This window comes from Conexibacter woesei DSM 14684 (assembly GCF_000025265.1).
Classification (GTDB): Bacteria; Actinomycetota; Thermoleophilia; order Solirubrobacterales; family Solirubrobacteraceae; genus Conexibacter; species Conexibacter woesei.
This window is the reverse complement of record NC_013739.1, coordinates 1102064-1118315: the sequence shown is the minus strand read 5'-3', so window position 1 is coordinate 1118315 and position 16252 is coordinate 1102064. Positions and strand designations below refer to the sequence as shown.

Sequence of the window (16252 nt, the reverse complement as noted above, 5' to 3'; positions counted from 1 at the left end):
GTCAGACCTCCTCGAGGACGCCCGGGCGGTCGCCGCCTGGCACGCGGCGCAGGTACTCGCCGTCCGCGTCGCCGATGAACTCGGCCTTCGGCGCGCCGTCCTCCCACTTCGACATCTGCTTGCCGCGCAGGAACGTCGCGACCGACCAGCCGTGGATCGTTCTGCCGTCGAGCACCGTCCAGCCCGAGCGCGTCTGCACGATCGAGTTGTCGACGGCGACCTCCTTGTCGAGGTCGACGAGCACGATGTCGGCGTCGAAGCCGACGTCGAGCGCGCCCTTCTGGCCCCACACGCCGAAGATCTTCGCCGGGTTCTCGCAGGCGACCTGGACGAGGCGCTCGAGCGACAGCTCGCCCTGGTGGACGCCCTCCAGCATGACCGGAAGCAGCATCTCGACGCGCGAGGTGAAGCCGGTGCGCAGCTCCCAGATGTTCTCGTTGTACGAGTTCTCGTAGGAGGGGTCGCCCCAGATCACGACGTGGTCGGAGCCGACGGCGTTGATCACGCCGTCACGCAGCGCGCGCCAGATGTTCGGGTTGTTCTCGCGCGAGCGCAGCGGGACGTTGATCCGCCAGGCGTTGTGCTCCTCCTTGCCGAAGTGGAGCCAGTGCGGGCCGGTCTGCGCGTAGCAGGTGACGCCGCGGCCGCGCAGGTCGAGGATCTCTCTGTAGGTCTCCGGCGTCGTCGCGTGCTGGACGTAGATCGGGCAGCCGAGGTACTCGGCGAAGTGGCCGTACTGACGCAGGTGCTGCGCCTCCAGGAAGTGCGGCGAGCGGTCCGACCAGGTCGCCCAGTCGGTGCGGCCCTGCGCTCTCAGACGCTCGTCGAAGATGCGCGCGATCTCCCAGTTCTCGCAGTGCATCGCGACGACGCCCGGGTAGCCGAGCGCGGCCGTGTTCTCCATCACCTGGTAGACGACGCCGTCGTCGAAGCCGGCGCCGAGGCCCGCGCGGCGGCCCGGCCAGTTCGGCTCCGCCTCGGGGCTCATCGCCTGCAGGTAGAGCTTGAACGAGGTGACGCCGTACTCCTTGGCGTACTCGGGGATCTCGCGCGCCTGCTGGTCGGTCTCCATCATGTACGTCGCGAAGACGTCGATCGCGGAGTCGCTCTCGACCGCGTCGATGAAGTGCGGCATCGAGTCGTGGAAGGACCCGACGTCCTCCTTCTGGACGTACTCGACGAAGTTCGGCTGGCCCATGCGCGTCTGCGGCGCGTGGATGCCCCAGGTCGTGACGCCGGCGGTGACGGCGGCGATCGACTCGGTCGCGAGGTCGTCTCTCAGCGGCACGTAGCAGCCGGGGTGCGCCTCGGTGTCGACCAGGCCCGGAATGACATGAAGACCGGTCGCGTCGTGCGTCTTGCGAGCCGGCGGCAGCAGGCTGTCGTCGCCGATCGCGACGATCTTGCCGCCGTCGACCGCGATGCCCGCGCGACGCGTGCCGGTCGGGGTGACGACGGTGCCGCCGACGATCTTCAGGTCGACTTCACGGGGTTCACTCATCTGCTGTGCTCCTTGGCCGCCGGTTCGGCGACGTTCTGGGGGTCCTGCGCATCTCGTCCGGCGGGCGCGCGGCCACCGCACTCGGCGGTGATCGCGTCCGCGACGTCCCGCAGGACGTGGCCGATCGACGGGATCGCCTCTCGGGTCAACTGGTCGGGGAAGCCGATGGCGATCAACAGCGCCGCCAGCGCCCCCTTTGCGTCGCGCACCGGCACGGCGACCGCGTTGTTGTGCCGGTACTCGCCGATGCTGGCGCCGTAGCCGACGTCACGCACGTGCTCGACGTCGGCGATCAGCGCCTCGGGATCGGTCAGCGTGCGCTCGGTGTGGGCCGGGATCTGCCGCGCGCGCTCGTGCACGAGCTGCTCCGCGTCGGCCGGCGGCTCGAGCGCCAGCAGGCACTTGCCGACGGCGCCGTCGAACCAGCCGTAGCGGGTGCCGAGCGCGATCCCGACGTGGACGTCGTCGGGGTAGGCGACGGAGACGACCTCCACCTCGCCGCGCCCGAGCGGCTGCGCCGCGATGACGGTCAGGTGGTGCTCGCCGGCGATCTCGTGCGTGCGCTCGGTCGCGAGCGCGAGCGCGTCGACCTGGCGGATCGCGAAGGCGCCGAGCCGCACGAGCCCGCCGCCGAGGCGGTACGCGCGACCGCGCGGGTCGCGGCGCACCCAGCCGAGCGATTCGAGCGTGCTGAGCAGGTTGTGGGCGCTCGACTTCGACAGCTCGAGCTGCTTGACCAGCTCGGTGTGCGTCATGCCGTCGGGCGCTCGCGCGATCGCGTCGAGGATCGACGCCGCCGCGACGACCGCCGGAACGCGGTACCTCTCGCCGCTTCTCTCGCTCATGCGCTGGCTCCTTCCTCGCCGGGGAGGTCGCGCCGGAAGCGGCGCAGGACGATCGTCTTCTCGCGCGTCAGCTCGTCGATCGTGTAGCCGAGCCCCTCGCGCCCGCTGCCGGACAGCTTCACGCCGCCGAAGGGGATGATCGGCGGGCGGTAGTTGTCGGTGCCGTTGATCACGACGCCGCCGGCCTCCAGGCGCTCGGCGACCGCGAGCGCGAGCTGCACGTCGCGGCTGAAGACGCTCGACATCAGGCCGAAGGAGGAGGCGTTCGCGAGCGCGACCGCCTCGCGCTCGTCGCAGGCCTTGATCAGGACGAAGACGGGTCCGAAGATCTCGTCGTCGGTGGCGACGGCCGCCGCGACGGGGACGTCGGCGAGGAGCGATGGGGGCAGGAGGGCTCCGTCGCGTGAGACGTCCCCGCCGCGGACGCGCCGTGCGCCCTGCGCGACCGCGCGCTCCACCTGTTCGGTGACGCGCTGCGCCGCTGCAGCGTGGATGAGGGGGCCGACCGTCGTCGCCGGGTCGACCGACGGACCGACGACCTGGCGGTCGACGACGGCCGCGAGCCGGTCGGCCAGCTCGTCGTGCAGGTCGGGGTGGACGAGCACGCGCTTGCTGGCCGAGCACGCCTGCCCGTTCATCAGCAGGCGGCCGTAGGCCAGCTCCTCCGTGACGAGGTCGAGGTCGGCGTCCTTCAGCACGAGCGCGGCGTTGTTGCCGCCCAGCTCGAGGTGGAGGTGACGCAGCGTCGGCGCGCCGGCCTGCGCGACAGCGATGCCGGCGGCGGTCGAGCCGGTCAGCGAGATCGCGTCGACGCCGCGCGCGTTCGCGAGCGCGATGCCGACGTCGCGGTCGCCGTGCAGCAGTGGCGTGACCGCAGCCGGGATGCCGGCCTCGACGAGCGCGCGGTGAAAGCGCGAGACGACGAGCGGTGCCTCGATCGGCGCCTTCGAGATGACCGCGTTGCCGCCGACCAGCGCGGCGGCGGCCTTCTCGACGAACAGCTCGACGGGGAAGTTGAACGGCAGGATCGCGCCGACGACGCCGAGCGGCTCGCGGCGCGTGAAGGCGAGGTCGCGCGCGGTGCCGCCGAGGCCCTCGGTCGGCAGGACGCGGCCCTCCCAGCGGCGGCCGACGCGGGCGTTGTCGGCCAGCAGCGCGACGGTCACGCGGACCTCGAACTGAGCCTGCGCGAGCGGCTTGCCGGACTCGCGCGAGAGCAGCTCACCGAGCGTCTCGATCTCGGGCCGCAGCGCGTCGGCGGCGGCCTCGAGCCGGTCGGCCCGCTCGGCGAGCGGCGTGCGCGCCCACGCGCCCTGAGCGGCGCGCGCGGCATCCACGATGCCCTGGACGGCAGCCGGGTCGGTCAGCTCGACCTCTCCCAGCTGCTCGCGCTCGAGCGGGTCCTGCACGGTGAACTTGGTCAACATCTTGAACTCGGTTTCCTTCTCTGAACTGTTCCAGGAACATACGCCACGGCCCACGCGCAAGTCAAGGGCCGCGCTCGGCGAGCGCCTGACGGAGCGCGCGCATCTGCCCGACGGCCCGCGCGACGGCCGCCGGCAGCGGGTCGGCGTCGCGGGCGCGCCGCTGCGCCAGCTCGCGCAGCCGGCCGTTGACGTCGGCCTCGTCGATCGTCAGGCAGCGACCGTCGGCGACGAGCTGGCGGCCGGCGACGAAGACGTGGCGGACCGCCCGCCCGTCCTCGGACAGGACGAGGCTCGGCTCCAGCGCGAAGGCGCCCGCGAGGCCGCTGACACGGCGGTCGAGCAGCGCGAAGTCGGCCGGTGCGCCCGGGCGGAGCGTCCCGAGGCCGTCGGCGGTCGCGCCCGCGGCACCGCCCCCACCGCGCGCCATCACGCGGACGCCGCCGGTCGTCGCCATCCGCAGCACCTCCGCGCTCCCGACCCACACGTCCGCGTCGGCGTCGTTGTGGATCAGCGCGGCGAGCTTCATCGCGTCCCAGACCGACTGGTTGTCGGAGGACGCGGAGCCGTCGGTCCCGAGCGCGACGTGCGCGCCCGCGCGCAGGAGCGCGGCGATCGGCGCGCGCCCGCTGCCGAGGCGCGTGTTCGCAGCGGGATTGTGGACGACGGTCGCGCCGCCGGCCGCGATCGTCTCGACGTCGGCGGCCTCGATCCAGACGCTGTGCGGCAGCGACAGGCCGGGGCCGACGAGCCCGAGGTCGGCGAGCCGCTGCAGCCCGCTGCGGCCGAACGCGGCGCGGCAGGCGGCGGCCTGCACGGTCGTCTCCAGCAGGTGGATGTGGACGCCGCCGCCGTGACGCGCCGCCAGCTCCGCGCTGCCGAGCAGCAGCTCGTCGCTCGCCCACTGCACGCCGCCGGGGCCGGCGAGGATCCGCAGCCGGCCGTCCTCCGCGCCGTGCCAGGTCTCGAACGCGTGGCGCAGGACGGCGAGCAGCTCGGTCGTCCCGAGCGCCTCCGGCAGCGCGGTGACGAGACCGGCGGAGACGTCGAGCCCGAGCTGCGCCGCGAGCTGGTCGGTGACGTCGCGGTCCTCCATCAGCGGCGCGACGGTCGCGCGCATCCCGCTCGCCGCGTACGCGCGCAGCGCGGCGTCGAGCGCGCGGGGCGACGGCGGCGTCATCCAGAGGTGGTCGATCACGGAGGTCGTGCCGTTGCGCAGCATCTCCGCCGCGCCGGCGAGCACCGTGACCTCGTGCGCCTCTGCGTCGAGGTCGCCGCCCGCGCCGAACATCGTCATCAGCCACGGCTCCAGCCCCAGCCCCTCGCCGACGCCGCGCAGGCAGTTCTCGGGCGAGTGCGTGTGAGCGTTGACGAGCCCCGGGATCGCGAGCAGCCCGCGCCCGTCCAGCTCCCGCGCCCCCGCGCCCGCCGCACTGCCGCCCACGCCCGCCGCGCCCACGCCCACCGCCGCCACGCGCTCGCCCGCGAGCACCAGGTCGACCTGCTCACGCAGGTCGCCCGGCTCCACGAGCACGTCGCAGCCGCGCACCACGAGGTCCCTCACCGGCTCGTCCACCGTCCCTCCAGCGCCGTTCGACATGTTGAACTCGATCCAACACGTTAGTCATTCCCGCTCGGCGCGAGCGACACCCCCGATCGGCGACGCCGTACCACCCAAACGTCTGGAACAGCGCCAGTTCACGCGTCGAGACCAAGGTCCGGATCGCGCACCCGCTACGGTGATCCCCGTGCGTCGCACCAAGATCGTTGCCACCATCGGGCCCGCCTCCCGTGATCCCGAAGTGCTCGTTCGCATGGTGGAGGCCGGTCTCGACGTCGCCCGCCTGAACTTCTCGCACGGCTCCAGAGACGAGCACGAGGAGAACGTCCAGCTCGTCCGCCAGGCCGCCAGCCGCGCCGGTCGCCAGGTCGCGATCCTGCAGGACCTCCCCGGTCCGAAGCTGCGGATCGGCTCGCTCAAGAACGATCACGTCGACCTGCGCGTCGGCGACAAGCTGACGCTGCGCTGCGGCAGCGAGGGCGAGGGCGACGTGGACGCGATCTGCGTCAGCTGGGCCGGCCTGCCCGACGCGGTCGAGGACGGCGACGTCGTCTACCTCGCGGACGGCCGCATCCGCCTCGCCGTCAAGGGCGTCCGCACCGACACCGGCGAGGTCGACACGGTGATCGAGACGGGCGGCCCGGTCGCCTCGCGCCAGGGCCTCAACATCCCCGGCTCGACGAGAGGCCTCCCGGCCGTCCCCAAGCGCGACCTCGAGCTGCTCGAGTTCGGCGAGTCGATCGGCGTCGACCTCGTCGCGCTGTCGTTCGTGCGCGAGCCGTCCGACGTCGTCGAAGTGCGCAAGCACACCAGGCTTCCGCTCATCGCGAAGATCGAGAAGCCGCAGGCTGTCGAGAACGCGGTGGAGATCATCCGTGCCGCCGACTGCCTGATGGTCGCCCGCGGCGACCTCGGCATCGAGCTGCCGATCGAGGACGTGCCGGTCGTGCAGAAGCAGCTGCTGAGAATCGCCGGCCGCCTCGCGCGCCCCGCGATCACCGCGACGCAGATGCTCGACTCGATGATCACCTCCTCGCGCCCGACGCGCGCCGAGGTGACCGACGTCGCGAACGCGATCTTCGACGGCACCGACGCCGTCATGCTCTCGCAGGAGACGGCCGTCGGCGCGCACCCGGTGCTCGTCGTCAGAACGATGGCGACGATCGCCGAGCGGACCGAGCGCGAGCTGCCCTACGAGCAGTGGAACGACAGCCGCGTCCGCCGCGACGCGCGCGATCCCGCCTACACCGTCGCGCACAGCGCCTGCGAGGCCGCGCGCGAGCTCGGTCTCGCCGCGCTCGTGATCCCGACGCTCTCCGGTCGCTCCGCGCGGCTGATCTCCGCGCACCGCCCGAACGTCCCGATCTACGCGCTCTCCCCCGGCAAGGAGACCGTCCGCCGCTGTGGCCTGATGTGGGGCGTCGAGGCCGCGTCGATGCGCCGCCACGAGATAACCGAGGAGCTGATCAGGGACGCCGGCCGCCGCGCCGTCGAGCTCGGCTGGGTCAAGCCCGGCGACCGCATCGGCATCACCGCCGGCCTGCCGTCAGGCAAGCCAGGAACAACCAGTTTGTTCCAGGTCGAGACCGTTTAGACGCAAACGCGTGTAGAGCCGCGCGCGTGGTCGGTGCCACGATCGCCCGGTGCTCACCGAACCCTCGCATTCTCGGGTCGTCAGACGACCCGAGAATGCACCTCATCCGGATGTGGTCCTCACAGAGCTGGCAAATCGCCAGCTCGGTGTGGTGGCTCGGCGGCAGCTCGCAGCGGAGGGCGTCACGCGCGCGATGCTGAAGGCCCGCGTCGCGAACGGCTCGCTGACCCGCCTGCACCGCGGGGTCTACGCCGTCGGGCACCGCCAGCTGCGCCGCGAGGGGCACTACCTCGCTGCGGTCTTGGCGGTCGGGCCCGGCGCGGTGCTGAGCCATCGCGACGCGGCATGCCTGTACGGGCTCCGGCCGGGAGACCATCGCCAGACCGACGTCTCGACCGCGCGGCGGGTCAAGAGCACGGCGCGGATCCGCGTCCACCGCACGACCGTCCTCACGCCCGCCGACGTCACGCGGCTCGGCGCGGTTCCGGTCACCAGCCTCGCGCGCACGCTCGTCGACCTCGCCTGCCTCGTCCCGCGCGACCACCTCGCGAAGGCGCTCGCCGAGGCGGAGCGGATCCACCGCGTCGACGTGCGCGGGATCGAGGGCGCACTCGAGCGGCTGCGCCACCGCGCCGGGCCGGGCAACGCGCGGCTTGCCGACGTCCTCGCGCAGCACCGCGCGCACGGGCTCGAACTGACGCGCAGAGAGCTGGAGCAGCGTTTCCTCGCGCTGTTCGACGGCGCCTGGAGGGACCTGCCGCGCCCGCACACGAACGCGATCGTCGACGGGCTGGAGGTCGACGCGGTCTGGCACGCGGCGCGGGTCGCGGTCGAGCTGGACGGGTGGGAGTTCCACCGCCACCGCCGCGCCTTCCAGCGCGACCGCGAGAAGGCGAACGCGCTGACGGCGGCGGGCTGGACGGTGCTGCGCTTCACCCACCACGACGTCGTCCACCGCCCGGCGGCGGTGCGCGCGCAGCTCAGGCGCGTCGTCGCGCGGTCCTGACGTCGCGTGCGGCGAACAGCAGTCCGACGAGCGCCATCGCGACCAGCACGGAGAAGGCGACGATCGCCTCGGGCGAGCCGAGGTCGTCGAGGCTGCCACCGAGCGCGACGTAGGCGAACGCGCGCGGGGCGCAGCCGATCGCGGTCGCGAGCGCGAAGACGGCGAGCGGGACGCGCGTGAGCCCGGCCGCGTAGTTGACGAGGCTGTACGGGACCGCCGGCAGGATCCGCGCGTAGAGGACCGCGAGGAAGCCGCGCGCGGCGATCCAGTCCTGCAGTGCGGTGATGCGTCTGCCGGAGAGGTCGTCGAGCGCGCTCGCGCCGAAGCGGCGGGAGATGAACGCGGCCGCGGTGGCGCCGAGCGTCGCGGCGACGATCGCGGTCGGCGTCCCGAGCGCGGTGCCGAACAGCAGCCCGGACGCCCCGGCCAGCAGCGGCCCGGGAACGCACGCGACCGTCAGCCCCGCGGAGACGACGACGAAGACGAGCGGCGCCAGCGGCCCGACTCCGTCGACCGCGTCCCGCACCCCCTCGGAGGAGAGCCCGAACACGGAGGCAGCGACGACAAACAGCGCCACGACGAAGGCCCCGAGCCCCAACAGCCGAGCAAGCGCCACGAGCTGCGCTCGCCGCGGCCGATCCCGCACCCCCTCGCTGCCGTCGTTCGAAACCCCAGAACCCTCAGGACGAAGCAGCCCGCGCCCCATAGAACTCCGCCTCCTCGCGCCCGAGCTCGGTCACCGGCGGCTCGCCGTACATCCACTCACGCGCTATCAGGTGCCAGTTGCCCTTCGCGCGCAGCTGCGAGAGGACGGCGAGTGTGAGCATCTCCATACGGCGCCCGAAGAGGTGCTCGGGACGTATGTCCTGGTGGCGCATCTCACGGAAATGAGAGGAGCGCATGTCCGAGGACTCGATCACGATGTGCGTCGCGATCTCGGGCGTCAGCTGCACCTCCTCGTCGACCGTGTACCACCAGATCGAGTCGGCGACGTACGACATCACCGACTCGGGGTCGACCTTCTCCGGGTGGGGCAGGAAGCCCGAGGAGCCGAGCAGCCGGTGCAGCTCCTCCGCGTCGCCCTCGGACACCGCCCGCTGGCACGCCAGCTCGAACTCGACCGCCTCCGGCGCCATCCGCTTGAACAGCCCGAAGTCGAGGAAGGCGACTCTGCCGTCGTCCTGCAGCAGGAAGTTGCCGGGGTGCGGGTCGCCCGAGAACTGGTGGTGGCGGTAGAGGCAGCCCATGAAGAAGCGGAAGACGATCTCGCCGAGCCGGTCGCGCTCCTCCGGAGACCCTCTCTTGAGCACCTCGAAGCCGGTCCCCTCGACGAACTCCATCACGATCACGCGCTCGCGCGACAACCTCGTGACGACGTCCGGCACGACGATGAACGGGTGGCCGCGGAAGATCCGCGCGAGCGAGCGCTGGTTCTGCGCCTCCAGCTCGTAATCCAGCTCCTCGTCGATCCGCAGGCGGATCTCCTCCGCGACGCCCTTCGCGTCGATCCCCGGAGCGAGCCGCTTGATCAGCCGCATGATCAGGCCGAGGTTCGCCATGTCGGCGCGCACGGCGGCGGCGACGCCCGGGTACTGGACCTTGACCGCCACGTCGCGCCCGTCGTGGAGCGTCGCGCGGTAGACCTGGCCGATCGAGGCGGCCGCGATCGGCTCCTCGTCGAACGACGCGAAGACCTCGCCGAGGTCGTCGTCCAGCTCCTCCTCGATCACCTTGCGCATGTCCTTGAACGCGACCTTCGGGGCCGCGTCGCGCAGCTTCGCGAGCTTCGCCTGGAACTCCTCGCGGTACTCCTCCGGCACCAGCCCGACGTCGAGGAACGACATCACCTGGCCGAGCTTCATCGCCGCGCCCTTCATCGAGCCGAGCGCGGTGACGATCTGCTCGGCCGCCTCGACGTGGCGCTTCTCCAGCGCCGCCTGCGCGCCCTCTCTCGAACGCGCGACGTTGGCCGCCCGCGTGCCCGCCTGGCGCATCGCCTGTCTCGCCGCGAGACTGCCGATGCGCGCCGTCCGCTGCACGCGGGAGGTCGGGATTCTGTCGCGCGCCATCCGGATAGATCCTAGGCGTGGCGGCGACGCGGCGGGCTAGCCCTGTGTCTCCACCTTCGAGCCGGGGACGATGTCGTCTCTGCCGTCGGGCCAGCGGATCCACGCCTTGTGGCCGCCGTCGTAGTCGTCGCCGAGCAGGACGAGCGTCGCCGGCTCGCCGAGCGCCGTGCACGGCTCGGAGCCCTCGGGGTCGAGGCCGCGCCAGATCCGCACGAAGCGGTTCTCCTCCTTCTCGGCCCCGACCGTCGTCGGGTCCGTGTGGCCCGGGTGGATCGGCGTGTCGGGCGGGAACTGAAGCAGCTTGTCCATGATCGAGGACTTGATGTCCTCGTAGGTCGTGTGGCCGGGGGCGCGCACGCCGCCGACCGAGCCCTTGAACAGCGTGTCGCCGGTGAAGAGCGCCTGCTGGTGGCCGTCGCTGACGAGCAGCGAGACCATCCCGAGGGTGTGGCCGGGCGTGTGCAGCGGGTCGATCCGCAGCCCGCCGACGGGGATCGGCTCGCCCGGGACGATCGTCCCGGTCGCCTGCGGGACCAGCTCCTGCTCCAGCTCGTGGATCAGCACCGGCGTGCCGGGGAAGCGCTCCAGCACCCGGTCCAGCTCCTGGACGTGGTCGCCGTGGTGGTGCGTCAGCAGGATCGTCGTGAGCGTCAGCCGCTCGCGCTCGATCGCGTCGAGCAGCGGCTCCAGGCCGCCACCGGCGTCGATCAGCACCGCCGACCCGTCCGGGCCGTCGGCGACGAGGTATGTGTTCGTCAGGAAGCCGTCGGACATGGTGCGTTCGATGATCATGGGTTCAGCTTAAACGGCGGTGCCCAACGGCTAGTCTGACCTGATGCCCCTCATCCACACCTGCTACCGGATCTTCGAGATCGAGCGGTCGGTCAAGTTCTACGAGGCGCTCGGCTTCGAGGAGGTCCGGCGCGCGCCGATCCGCGACGAGGCGATCAACGTCTTCATGAACATGCCGGGCGATGAGGGCGACGGCGGTCCGCGGCTGGAGCTGACGTACAACGTCGGGCGCGACGAGCCGTACGACATCGGGACCGGCTACGGCCACATCGCGATCACCGCGAGCGACCTCGACGCGACGCTCGGCCGGCTCGCCGAGCAGGGGATCGCCCCCGAGAAGGCGCCTTACCGGGTCCGCGAGGGCGGCTCCCGCCTCTGCTTCGTGCGCGATCCGGACGGGTACCGGATCGAGATCATCGAGAAGGTCGGACCGGCCTAGCGCCGACCCCGCGGAGCGCGCTACCCTGCGGTGAGCATGGCCGACACGAGCAAGATCGCCAAGAACCTCCAGCGCTTCGCCCAGGCGATCGCCGCCCATGACCGCGAGAACCCGACGCACAACGCGTACGGCATCGGCCTCGCCCACTTCGACCTCGAGCGCCTCGGCTTCGACGAGGGCGAGGAGGTCCTGCCCGGCATCACGATCCACGCCGACAGCGGCGTGACGGGCAACTTCCGCGTGCTCTGCGACGGCCAGCACGACGAAGAGGTCGAAGAGGTCGAGGAAGAGGTCGTCGACGCGGTCGCGACCGAGCAGGTCTCCGTCGGCGGCGGCTCCGTCGAGCGCCGCGAGTTCGGCTGACGCGCGCGGCAGCGCAGCGCGCGAGCGCGGCTGACGGCACGCGCGCGGGCGACTGACGCGGCAGCGCGCGGGCGCCGCGCGTCGCGCGAGCGCGAGCGGCGCGCGGCCCCTAGTCGCCGCTGCTCGGCACCAGCGTGACGAGCGTCGTCGTCTGACGCGCGGCGCGGCCCGTGCCGTCGGCCTTCGCCAGCCGCCGGGCGCTCGCGCGCTCGACTCTCTCGACGCGCGCCGACCATCTCTCCAGCGCCGCGAGCGCCTGCCTCAGCCCGCGCGCGTCGAGCTGCAGCGCGCGACTGTCGGCGCGCGCCTCGACCGCGTCGAAGCCGCCGCGCGCGAGCGCCGTCTGCGCCTCGTCGAGCGTTCGCGCGGCCAGCTCCGCCGGCGTCGTCGCCGTCGCGGCCCCGCCGCGACGGCGCTGGCGGCGCGGCAGGTCGAGCGCGGCGCGCGCACGGTAGTGGTGCTCGATCGCGCCGCGCCGCTGCGTGCGGCTCGCCAGCTCGATGAAGCCGAGCTGCTCGAGCCGTCTGACGTGGTAGCTGACGGTGCCGAGCGGGACGCCGAGCTCCTGCGACAGCTCGACCGGGCTGGCCAGCTCGCGTTCCTGCAACAGGTCGAGGATGCGGACGCGCGTCGGATGCGACAGCGCCTTGACGACTCGCGCGTCGATCGCGTCACCGGCTGGCTGGTGGGCCATCCAGGTCAGCTCGACCGTTGCGACCGGATACGGACGGGGATGACAGCGGGCTGCCGTACACGGGGGGATGTACGGCAGCCGCTGCTGAGAGCGGGCCTGGCGAGTTCGCAACCCGCCAGGGCCGCCCTGCAGCGCTCGTGCACCGTGTCGCCCTTCGCTAGCAAGCGACGGCCGCCGCGGGAGGTGCGGCCGAGCCAGCGTGCTCGCGCGTTGGGAACGGGGCGTGCGCGAGGCGTCGCGACGATCGCCGGGGGAAATGCGATCGTGTGATCCGGGGCGAATGGAGCGGCGGCAGCGAGGCTGTCATCGCTGCGCATGCTTGGCGCAGCGACGATCCCGTTCAAGCCCAAGGACCAAACGTTCAGAACTGAATATTGATGTCCGTATGACGCAGATTCAGCCGCCTGAACCGCGAAAGAATCCTTGACTGGTGAGCACTCAGCGGCAACGTCTCGTGTCAGGATCCTGACGCCGAGCGTTTGAAGGACCGACCCGGAAGTAGGTTACGCCGCCGCGGGCGCCGGAACCCCAGCACGCACAGCGATCTGCCGTGCCAGCTCGGCGACCGTCGGACACGCCACGCCGAGCCGGCCGCCTGCCCGCAGCACCGCACCGGCGATCGCGTCGAGCTCCGGCGGGCGCCCCGCGGCGATGTCGCGCCGCATCGAGCTTCCCAGGGTCGCGTGCGCCTCGCCGAGCTCCGCGAGCGTCCGCTCGGGATCGATCGCGGCGCCGGCGGCGCACGCGACGGCGGCCGTCTCGCGCACGCACGCCTCCAGCACCGGCCGCCGCTCGGGGTCGTCGCGGATCTTGCCGAGCGGCGCGTCGTACGCGCTCGTCACGCACGCGAGCGAGTTGAGCCGCACGAGCTTGCTCCACAGCACCTGCGCCTCGCTGCTGCCGATCCGCACCGGCACGCCGGCCCCGTCGAGCGCCGCGGCGAGCGCGTCGATCCGCGGCCGCGGGCCGGGGTCGTCGGAGGCGACGTCGACGAACAGGAATCTGCTCGTCTGCACGACGCGGCCCGGCTGCGGCCGGTCGGCCTCGATCCGGATCGTGCCGGCGACCGCGCGCGGGCCGAAGCGCTCGCGCAGCCGTGCGACGTGGTCGAGCCCGTTCAGCAGCGGGACGACCAGCGCGGGCTCGGCGTCGACGCGCGCGAGCGCGGCGTCGAGCCCGGCCGCCTTCGTCGCGACGAGCAGCACGTCGACCGTCGCGGCGAGCTGCGGCACCGCCGCCGGGCGCGCGACGAAGTCCCCCAGCCGCACGCTCTCGACGGCGATCCCGTCGCGCGCGATCAGCGCCGCCGTCGGCTCGCGCGCGACGACCGTCACGTCAGCCGTGCCCGCGCGCGCGAGCGCGGCGGCGAGGAAGCCGCCGACTCCGCCGGGGCCGAGGATCGCGATCGACACGGTGGCCATCGCCCGCAGGCTAGTCGGCGGGCGGCGCGAGCGGCGCCTCGGCTGGCGCCCGCAGCGGGTCGATCAGCACGCCGGGGTTGAGGATCCCGGCCGGGTCGACCGCCGCCTTCGCGCCCCGCAGCGCGGCGGCGAACGGGTCGGGCCGCTGCGCGTCGTACCACGGCCGGTGGTCGCGGCCGACGGCGTGGTGGTGCGTGATCGTCCCGCCGGAGGCGAGGATCGCGTCGCCCGCGACGCGCTTGATCGCGTCCCAGCGGTCGACCTCCTCGCCGCGCTTCACCGGCGCGACGACGGTGAAGTACGGCGCCGCGCCATCCGGGTAGGCGTGCGTCACGCGGCAGGTGACGAGCCCGTCGCCGCACTGCTCGCGCACCGCCTCCTGCACCGCGCCGCGCACGGTCTCGACGAACGCCGCGAAGCGGTCCCACGTGATCGCGGTCTCGAACGTCTCCGACAGCACCCCCATCGCGACGAGCACGTCGCGCACGTACGGCGCGCGCAGGAACGCCTCGCGCCAGCTGCCGACCGCGCCGCCGCGCGCGCCCTCCGCGCGCTCCTCCCAGCTCCCGCCGGCCGCGCGACAGAGCGCGAGCGCGCTCTCCAGCCGCGCGTCGACCGGCTCATGCGCGGACTCGAAGCCGAGCACGAGCAGCGCGCAGGAGCCGTCGCCGGCGAACGTCAGCGCCGCCTCGCGCGCGTCGATCAGACGGCAGTTCTCGGGATGCAGGCCGGACTGCGCGAGCGCGCGGACGGCCTCCGCGCCGTCGGCGAACGAGCCGAAGCGGACCGCGCGGCCGGCGCGGTGGACCGGCTTGGGCCGCACGCGCACCCACGCCTCGGTGACGACGCCGAGCGTCCCCTCCGAGCCGAGCAGCAGGCGGTCGGGGCTCGGGCCGGCGCCGGAGCCCGGCAGCCGGCGGGACTCCCACGCGCCGCTCGGCGCGATCGCGCGGACCGACTCGACGAGGTCGTCGATGTGCGTCTGCAACGTCGCGAAGTGGCCGCCCGCGCGCGTCACGATCCAGCCGCCGAGCGTCGAGAACTGGAACGACTGCGGGAAGTGGCGCAGCGTCAGACCGTGCGGCGCGAGCTGCGCCTCCAAGTCGGGGCCGAGCACGCCGCCCTGTACGCGCGCGGCGCGCGAGACGGCGTCGACTTCGAGCACGCGGTCGAGCGCGGTCAGGTCGAGCGAGACGACGCCGGCATAGCCGGCCCCGACGCGCGCCTCCACCCCGCCGACGACGCTCGTGCCGCCGCCGAACGGGATCACCGCCGCTCCGGCGCCGGCCGCCCACTCCAGCACGCGCGCGACGTCGTGCTCCTCGCGTGGGCGCGCGACGAGGTCGGGCGCGTGCTCGAAGTCGCCGCGGAAGCCGCGCACGACGTCGCGGTACGCGCGCCCGTACGTGTGGCGCACGCGCGAGGCGCGGTCGTCGGCGAACAGGCCGGCGAGCGCCGCGTCGGCGCCCGCGCGCGGCGGCGCGAGCCGCGGCGCGGGCAGCTCGACCGCCTCCAGCGGGACGGCCCGCTCGGCCTCCGCCGAACCGAAGCCGAGGTGCTGCGCGAGCCCGCCGGCTGCCTCCCGCACCTGCGCCTCCGACAGCGCCTCGTCCGCCCAGCCCCATCCCCAGTGGTTGCGTTCGCGTGGCATCGCGCGAGTCTAAGTCCGCCGTCGTGGCCGGTGACGAACCAGATGGTCGATGACGCGACCGGCACGGCCGTCTGCACGCGCCTCGCGGCGCCGGATCGCCACCCGCCGAGCCCACGAGTGGCGCTGCCACGATGTCGGCTCGGCGGGCGACGCCCGGCATCCACGATCCACGCACATCCGACCACGCCGGCCACGCCATCAACCATCTAGCCTTCAGTCCGTGGCCGTCACCCACGACATGCTCGCGCGCGGACCCTGGTCGCCCGACCAGGTGACGTGCGTCTGGCGCGAGGAGCCGTTCGAACCGTGCGCCGAGGACGAGGCCGCCGCCGACGAGGCGCTCGCGGCGCTGCGCGAGCGCGGCTCGCCGAGCCACGACGGCCTCGCCGCGCGGCTCGCCGCGTTCGAGCAGCGCGACGGCGGCCTGCAGCTGGAGCTGCAGCCGGCGCGCTGGTCGCTGCGGCTCGTCGGCAGCGAGGCGACGCGCAGCGTCTCGGTCCTCTGTGTCGTGCGCGCCGCCGACGGCCGCTGGCTCGCCGGCCGCCGCGCGCCGTGGCTCGCCTCCTGGACCGGCCGCTGGACGCTCGGCGCGGCCGGCGCGGTGGAGGTCGGCGAGTCGCCGGTCGACGCGATGACGCGCGAGCTGGAGGAGGAGTGGTCGCTCGTGCCCGAGCGGCTCACCGTCGAGGCGCTCGCCGCGACGCCGAACGGGCTCGCGTTCCTCGTCGGGCTCGCCTGGCTCCCGCCGGGCGCCGAGGCCGTCCCCGACGACGAGCACGACGCGCACGCCTGGTGGCCGGCGGACGTCGAAGCGTGGCCGCAGGAGGCCGACGACACGGTGCGGCGGATGGCGACGCTGCTCGCATGAGGGTCAAGGCCGTGCCGAGCGAGG

The 16252-nt window shown here is 73.2% G+C and carries 15 protein-coding genes; 5 read left to right on the top strand and 10 right to left on the bottom strand.

The genetic code is table 11. The annotated features are described in order from the left end of the window. Nucleotide 1 precedes the first annotated feature (1 nt). The 4 genes from CWOE_RS05290 to CWOE_RS05275 form a co-directional block, all read right to left on the bottom strand. Entirely contained in the window at nt 2-1501 is a 1500-nt protein-coding gene (locus tag CWOE_RS05290; RefSeq protein WP_012932542.1) for a dihydroorotase, read from the bottom strand. Next, on the bottom strand, nt 1498-2346 hold the full coding sequence (locus tag CWOE_RS05285) for an IclR family transcriptional regulator (RefSeq protein ID WP_012932541.1): 849 nt from the start codon (nt 2344-2346) through the stop codon (nt 1498-1500). Before CWOE_RS05285 ends, CWOE_RS05290 begins: the two co-directional genes overlap by 4 nt. Beyond that, nucleotides 2343-3773 (bottom strand): aldehyde dehydrogenase family protein, encoded by a 1431-nt coding sequence (locus CWOE_RS05280; protein WP_012932540.1) that lies wholly within the window; start codon nt 3771-3773, stop codon nt 2343-2345. The genes CWOE_RS05285 and CWOE_RS05280 overlap by 4 nt, the downstream gene beginning before the upstream one ends. A 61-nt stretch (nt 3774-3834) precedes the next feature. Next, entirely contained in the window at nt 3835-5334 is a 1500-nt protein-coding gene (locus CWOE_RS05275) for an amidohydrolase family protein (protein ID WP_236262242.1), read from the bottom strand. Nucleotides 5335-5518: 184 nt separating this feature from the next. Here CWOE_RS05275 and pyk point away from each other — a divergent pair, with 184 nt between their 5' ends. Next, a complete protein-coding gene (pyk, locus tag CWOE_RS05270) occupies nt 5519-6925 on the top strand; it encodes a pyruvate kinase (RefSeq protein ID WP_041731618.1) in 1407 nt (468 codons plus the stop codon). A gap of 49 nt (nt 6926-6974) precedes the next feature. Next, nucleotides 6975-7931, top strand: a complete 957-nt coding sequence (locus CWOE_RS05265; RefSeq protein WP_081425243.1) for a type IV toxin-antitoxin system AbiEi family antitoxin domain-containing protein — start codon at nt 6975-6977, stop codon at nt 7929-7931. Here the strand turns inward: CWOE_RS05265 and CWOE_RS05260 are convergent. From CWOE_RS05260 to CWOE_RS30240, 3 genes are all read right to left on the bottom strand, one after another. Continuing rightward, the gene (locus CWOE_RS05260) at nt 7906-8508 is read right to left on the bottom strand and encodes a TVP38/TMEM64 family protein (RefSeq protein ID WP_160165477.1); all 603 of its coding nucleotides are present in this window, start codon (nt 8506-8508) and stop codon (nt 7906-7908) included. The genes CWOE_RS05265 and CWOE_RS05260 overlap by 26 nt on opposite strands. A 103-nt stretch (nt 8509-8611) precedes the next feature. After that, a complete protein-coding gene (locus CWOE_RS05255; protein ID WP_012932535.1) occupies nt 8612-10000 on the bottom strand; it encodes an ABC1 kinase family protein in 1389 nt (462 codons plus the stop codon). Nucleotides 10001-10036: 36 nt separating this feature from the next. After that, on the bottom strand, nt 10037-10792 hold the full coding sequence (locus tag CWOE_RS30240) for an MBL fold metallo-hydrolase (protein ID WP_012932534.1): 756 nt from the start codon (nt 10790-10792) through the stop codon (nt 10037-10039). Between the two features lie 43 nt (nt 10793-10835). Here CWOE_RS30240 and CWOE_RS05245 point away from each other — a divergent pair, with 43 nt between their 5' ends. Together CWOE_RS05245 and CWOE_RS05240 are read left to right on the top strand one after the other, a co-directional pair. Beyond that, entirely contained in the window at nt 10836-11231 is a 396-nt protein-coding gene (locus tag CWOE_RS05245; RefSeq protein ID WP_012932533.1) for a VOC family protein, read from the top strand. Between the two features lie 36 nt (nt 11232-11267). Then, nucleotides 11268-11594 (top strand): hypothetical protein, encoded by a 327-nt coding sequence (locus tag CWOE_RS05240; protein WP_012932532.1) that lies wholly within the window; start codon nt 11268-11270, stop codon nt 11592-11594. Between the two features lie 109 nt (nt 11595-11703). Here CWOE_RS05240 and CWOE_RS30235 read toward each other — a convergent pair whose 3' ends face one another. The 3 genes from CWOE_RS30235 to CWOE_RS05225 form a co-directional block, all read right to left on the bottom strand. Beyond that, nucleotides 11704-12288 carry an ArsR/SmtB family transcription factor gene (locus CWOE_RS30235; protein WP_012932531.1) on the bottom strand — a complete coding sequence of 195 codons (585 nt, stop codon included), beginning with the start codon at nt 12286-12288 and terminating at the stop codon, nt 11704-11706. 503 nt (nt 12289-12791) lie between these two features. After that, nucleotides 12792-13709, bottom strand: coding sequence for a ketopantoate reductase family protein (locus tag CWOE_RS05230; protein ID WP_012932530.1), 918 nt, complete (start codon nt 13707-13709; stop codon nt 12792-12794). A 10-nt stretch (nt 13710-13719) separates the two neighbouring features. Further along, on the bottom strand, nt 13720-15360 hold the full coding sequence (locus tag CWOE_RS05225) for an FAD-binding oxidoreductase (protein WP_012932529.1): 1641 nt from the start codon (nt 15358-15360) through the stop codon (nt 13720-13722). Nucleotides 15361-15580: 220 nt separating this feature from the next. Between CWOE_RS05225 and CWOE_RS05220 the strand changes: the two genes are divergently transcribed. After that, nucleotides 15581-16228, top strand: coding sequence for an NUDIX hydrolase (locus CWOE_RS05220; RefSeq protein ID WP_236262240.1), 648 nt, complete (start codon nt 15581-15583; stop codon nt 16226-16228). Nucleotides 16229-16252 lie beyond the last annotated feature (24 nt).

What these genes read in the sequence shown, in the direction of transcription:
- CWOE_RS05290 (WP_012932542.1), bottom strand. Translation starts at nt 1,501, where the DNA reads ATGAGTGAACCCCGTGAAGTCGACCTGAAGATCGTCGGCGGCACCGTC.
- CWOE_RS05285 (WP_012932541.1), bottom strand. Translation starts at nt 2,346, where the DNA reads ATGAGCGAGAGAAGCGGCGAGAGGTACCGCGTTCCGGCGGTCGTCGCG.
- CWOE_RS05280 (WP_012932540.1), bottom strand. Translation starts at nt 3,773, where the DNA reads ATGTTGACCAAGTTCACCGTGCAGGACCCGCTCGAGCGCGAGCAGCTG.
- CWOE_RS05255 (WP_012932535.1), bottom strand. Translation starts at nt 10,000, where the DNA reads ATGGCGCGCGACAGAATCCCGACCTCCCGCGTGCAGCGGACGGCGCGC.
- CWOE_RS30240 (WP_012932534.1), bottom strand. Translation starts at nt 10,792, where the DNA reads ATGATCATCGAACGCACCATGTCCGACGGCTTCCTGACGAACACATAC.
- CWOE_RS05245 (WP_012932533.1), top strand. Translation starts at nt 10,836, where the DNA reads ATGCCCCTCATCCACACCTGCTACCGGATCTTCGAGATCGAGCGGTCG.
- CWOE_RS05240 (WP_012932532.1), top strand. Translation starts at nt 11,268, where the DNA reads ATGGCCGACACGAGCAAGATCGCCAAGAACCTCCAGCGCTTCGCCCAG.
- CWOE_RS30235 (WP_012932531.1), bottom strand. Translation starts at nt 12,288, where the DNA reads ATGGCCCACCAGCCAGCCGGTGACGCGATCGACGCGCGAGTCGTCAAG.
- CWOE_RS05230 (WP_012932530.1), bottom strand. Translation starts at nt 13,709, where the DNA reads ATGGCCACCGTGTCGATCGCGATCCTCGGCCCCGGCGGAGTCGGCGGC.
- CWOE_RS05225 (WP_012932529.1), bottom strand. Translation starts at nt 15,360, where the DNA reads ATGCCACGCGAACGCAACCACTGGGGATGGGGCTGGGCGGACGAGGCG.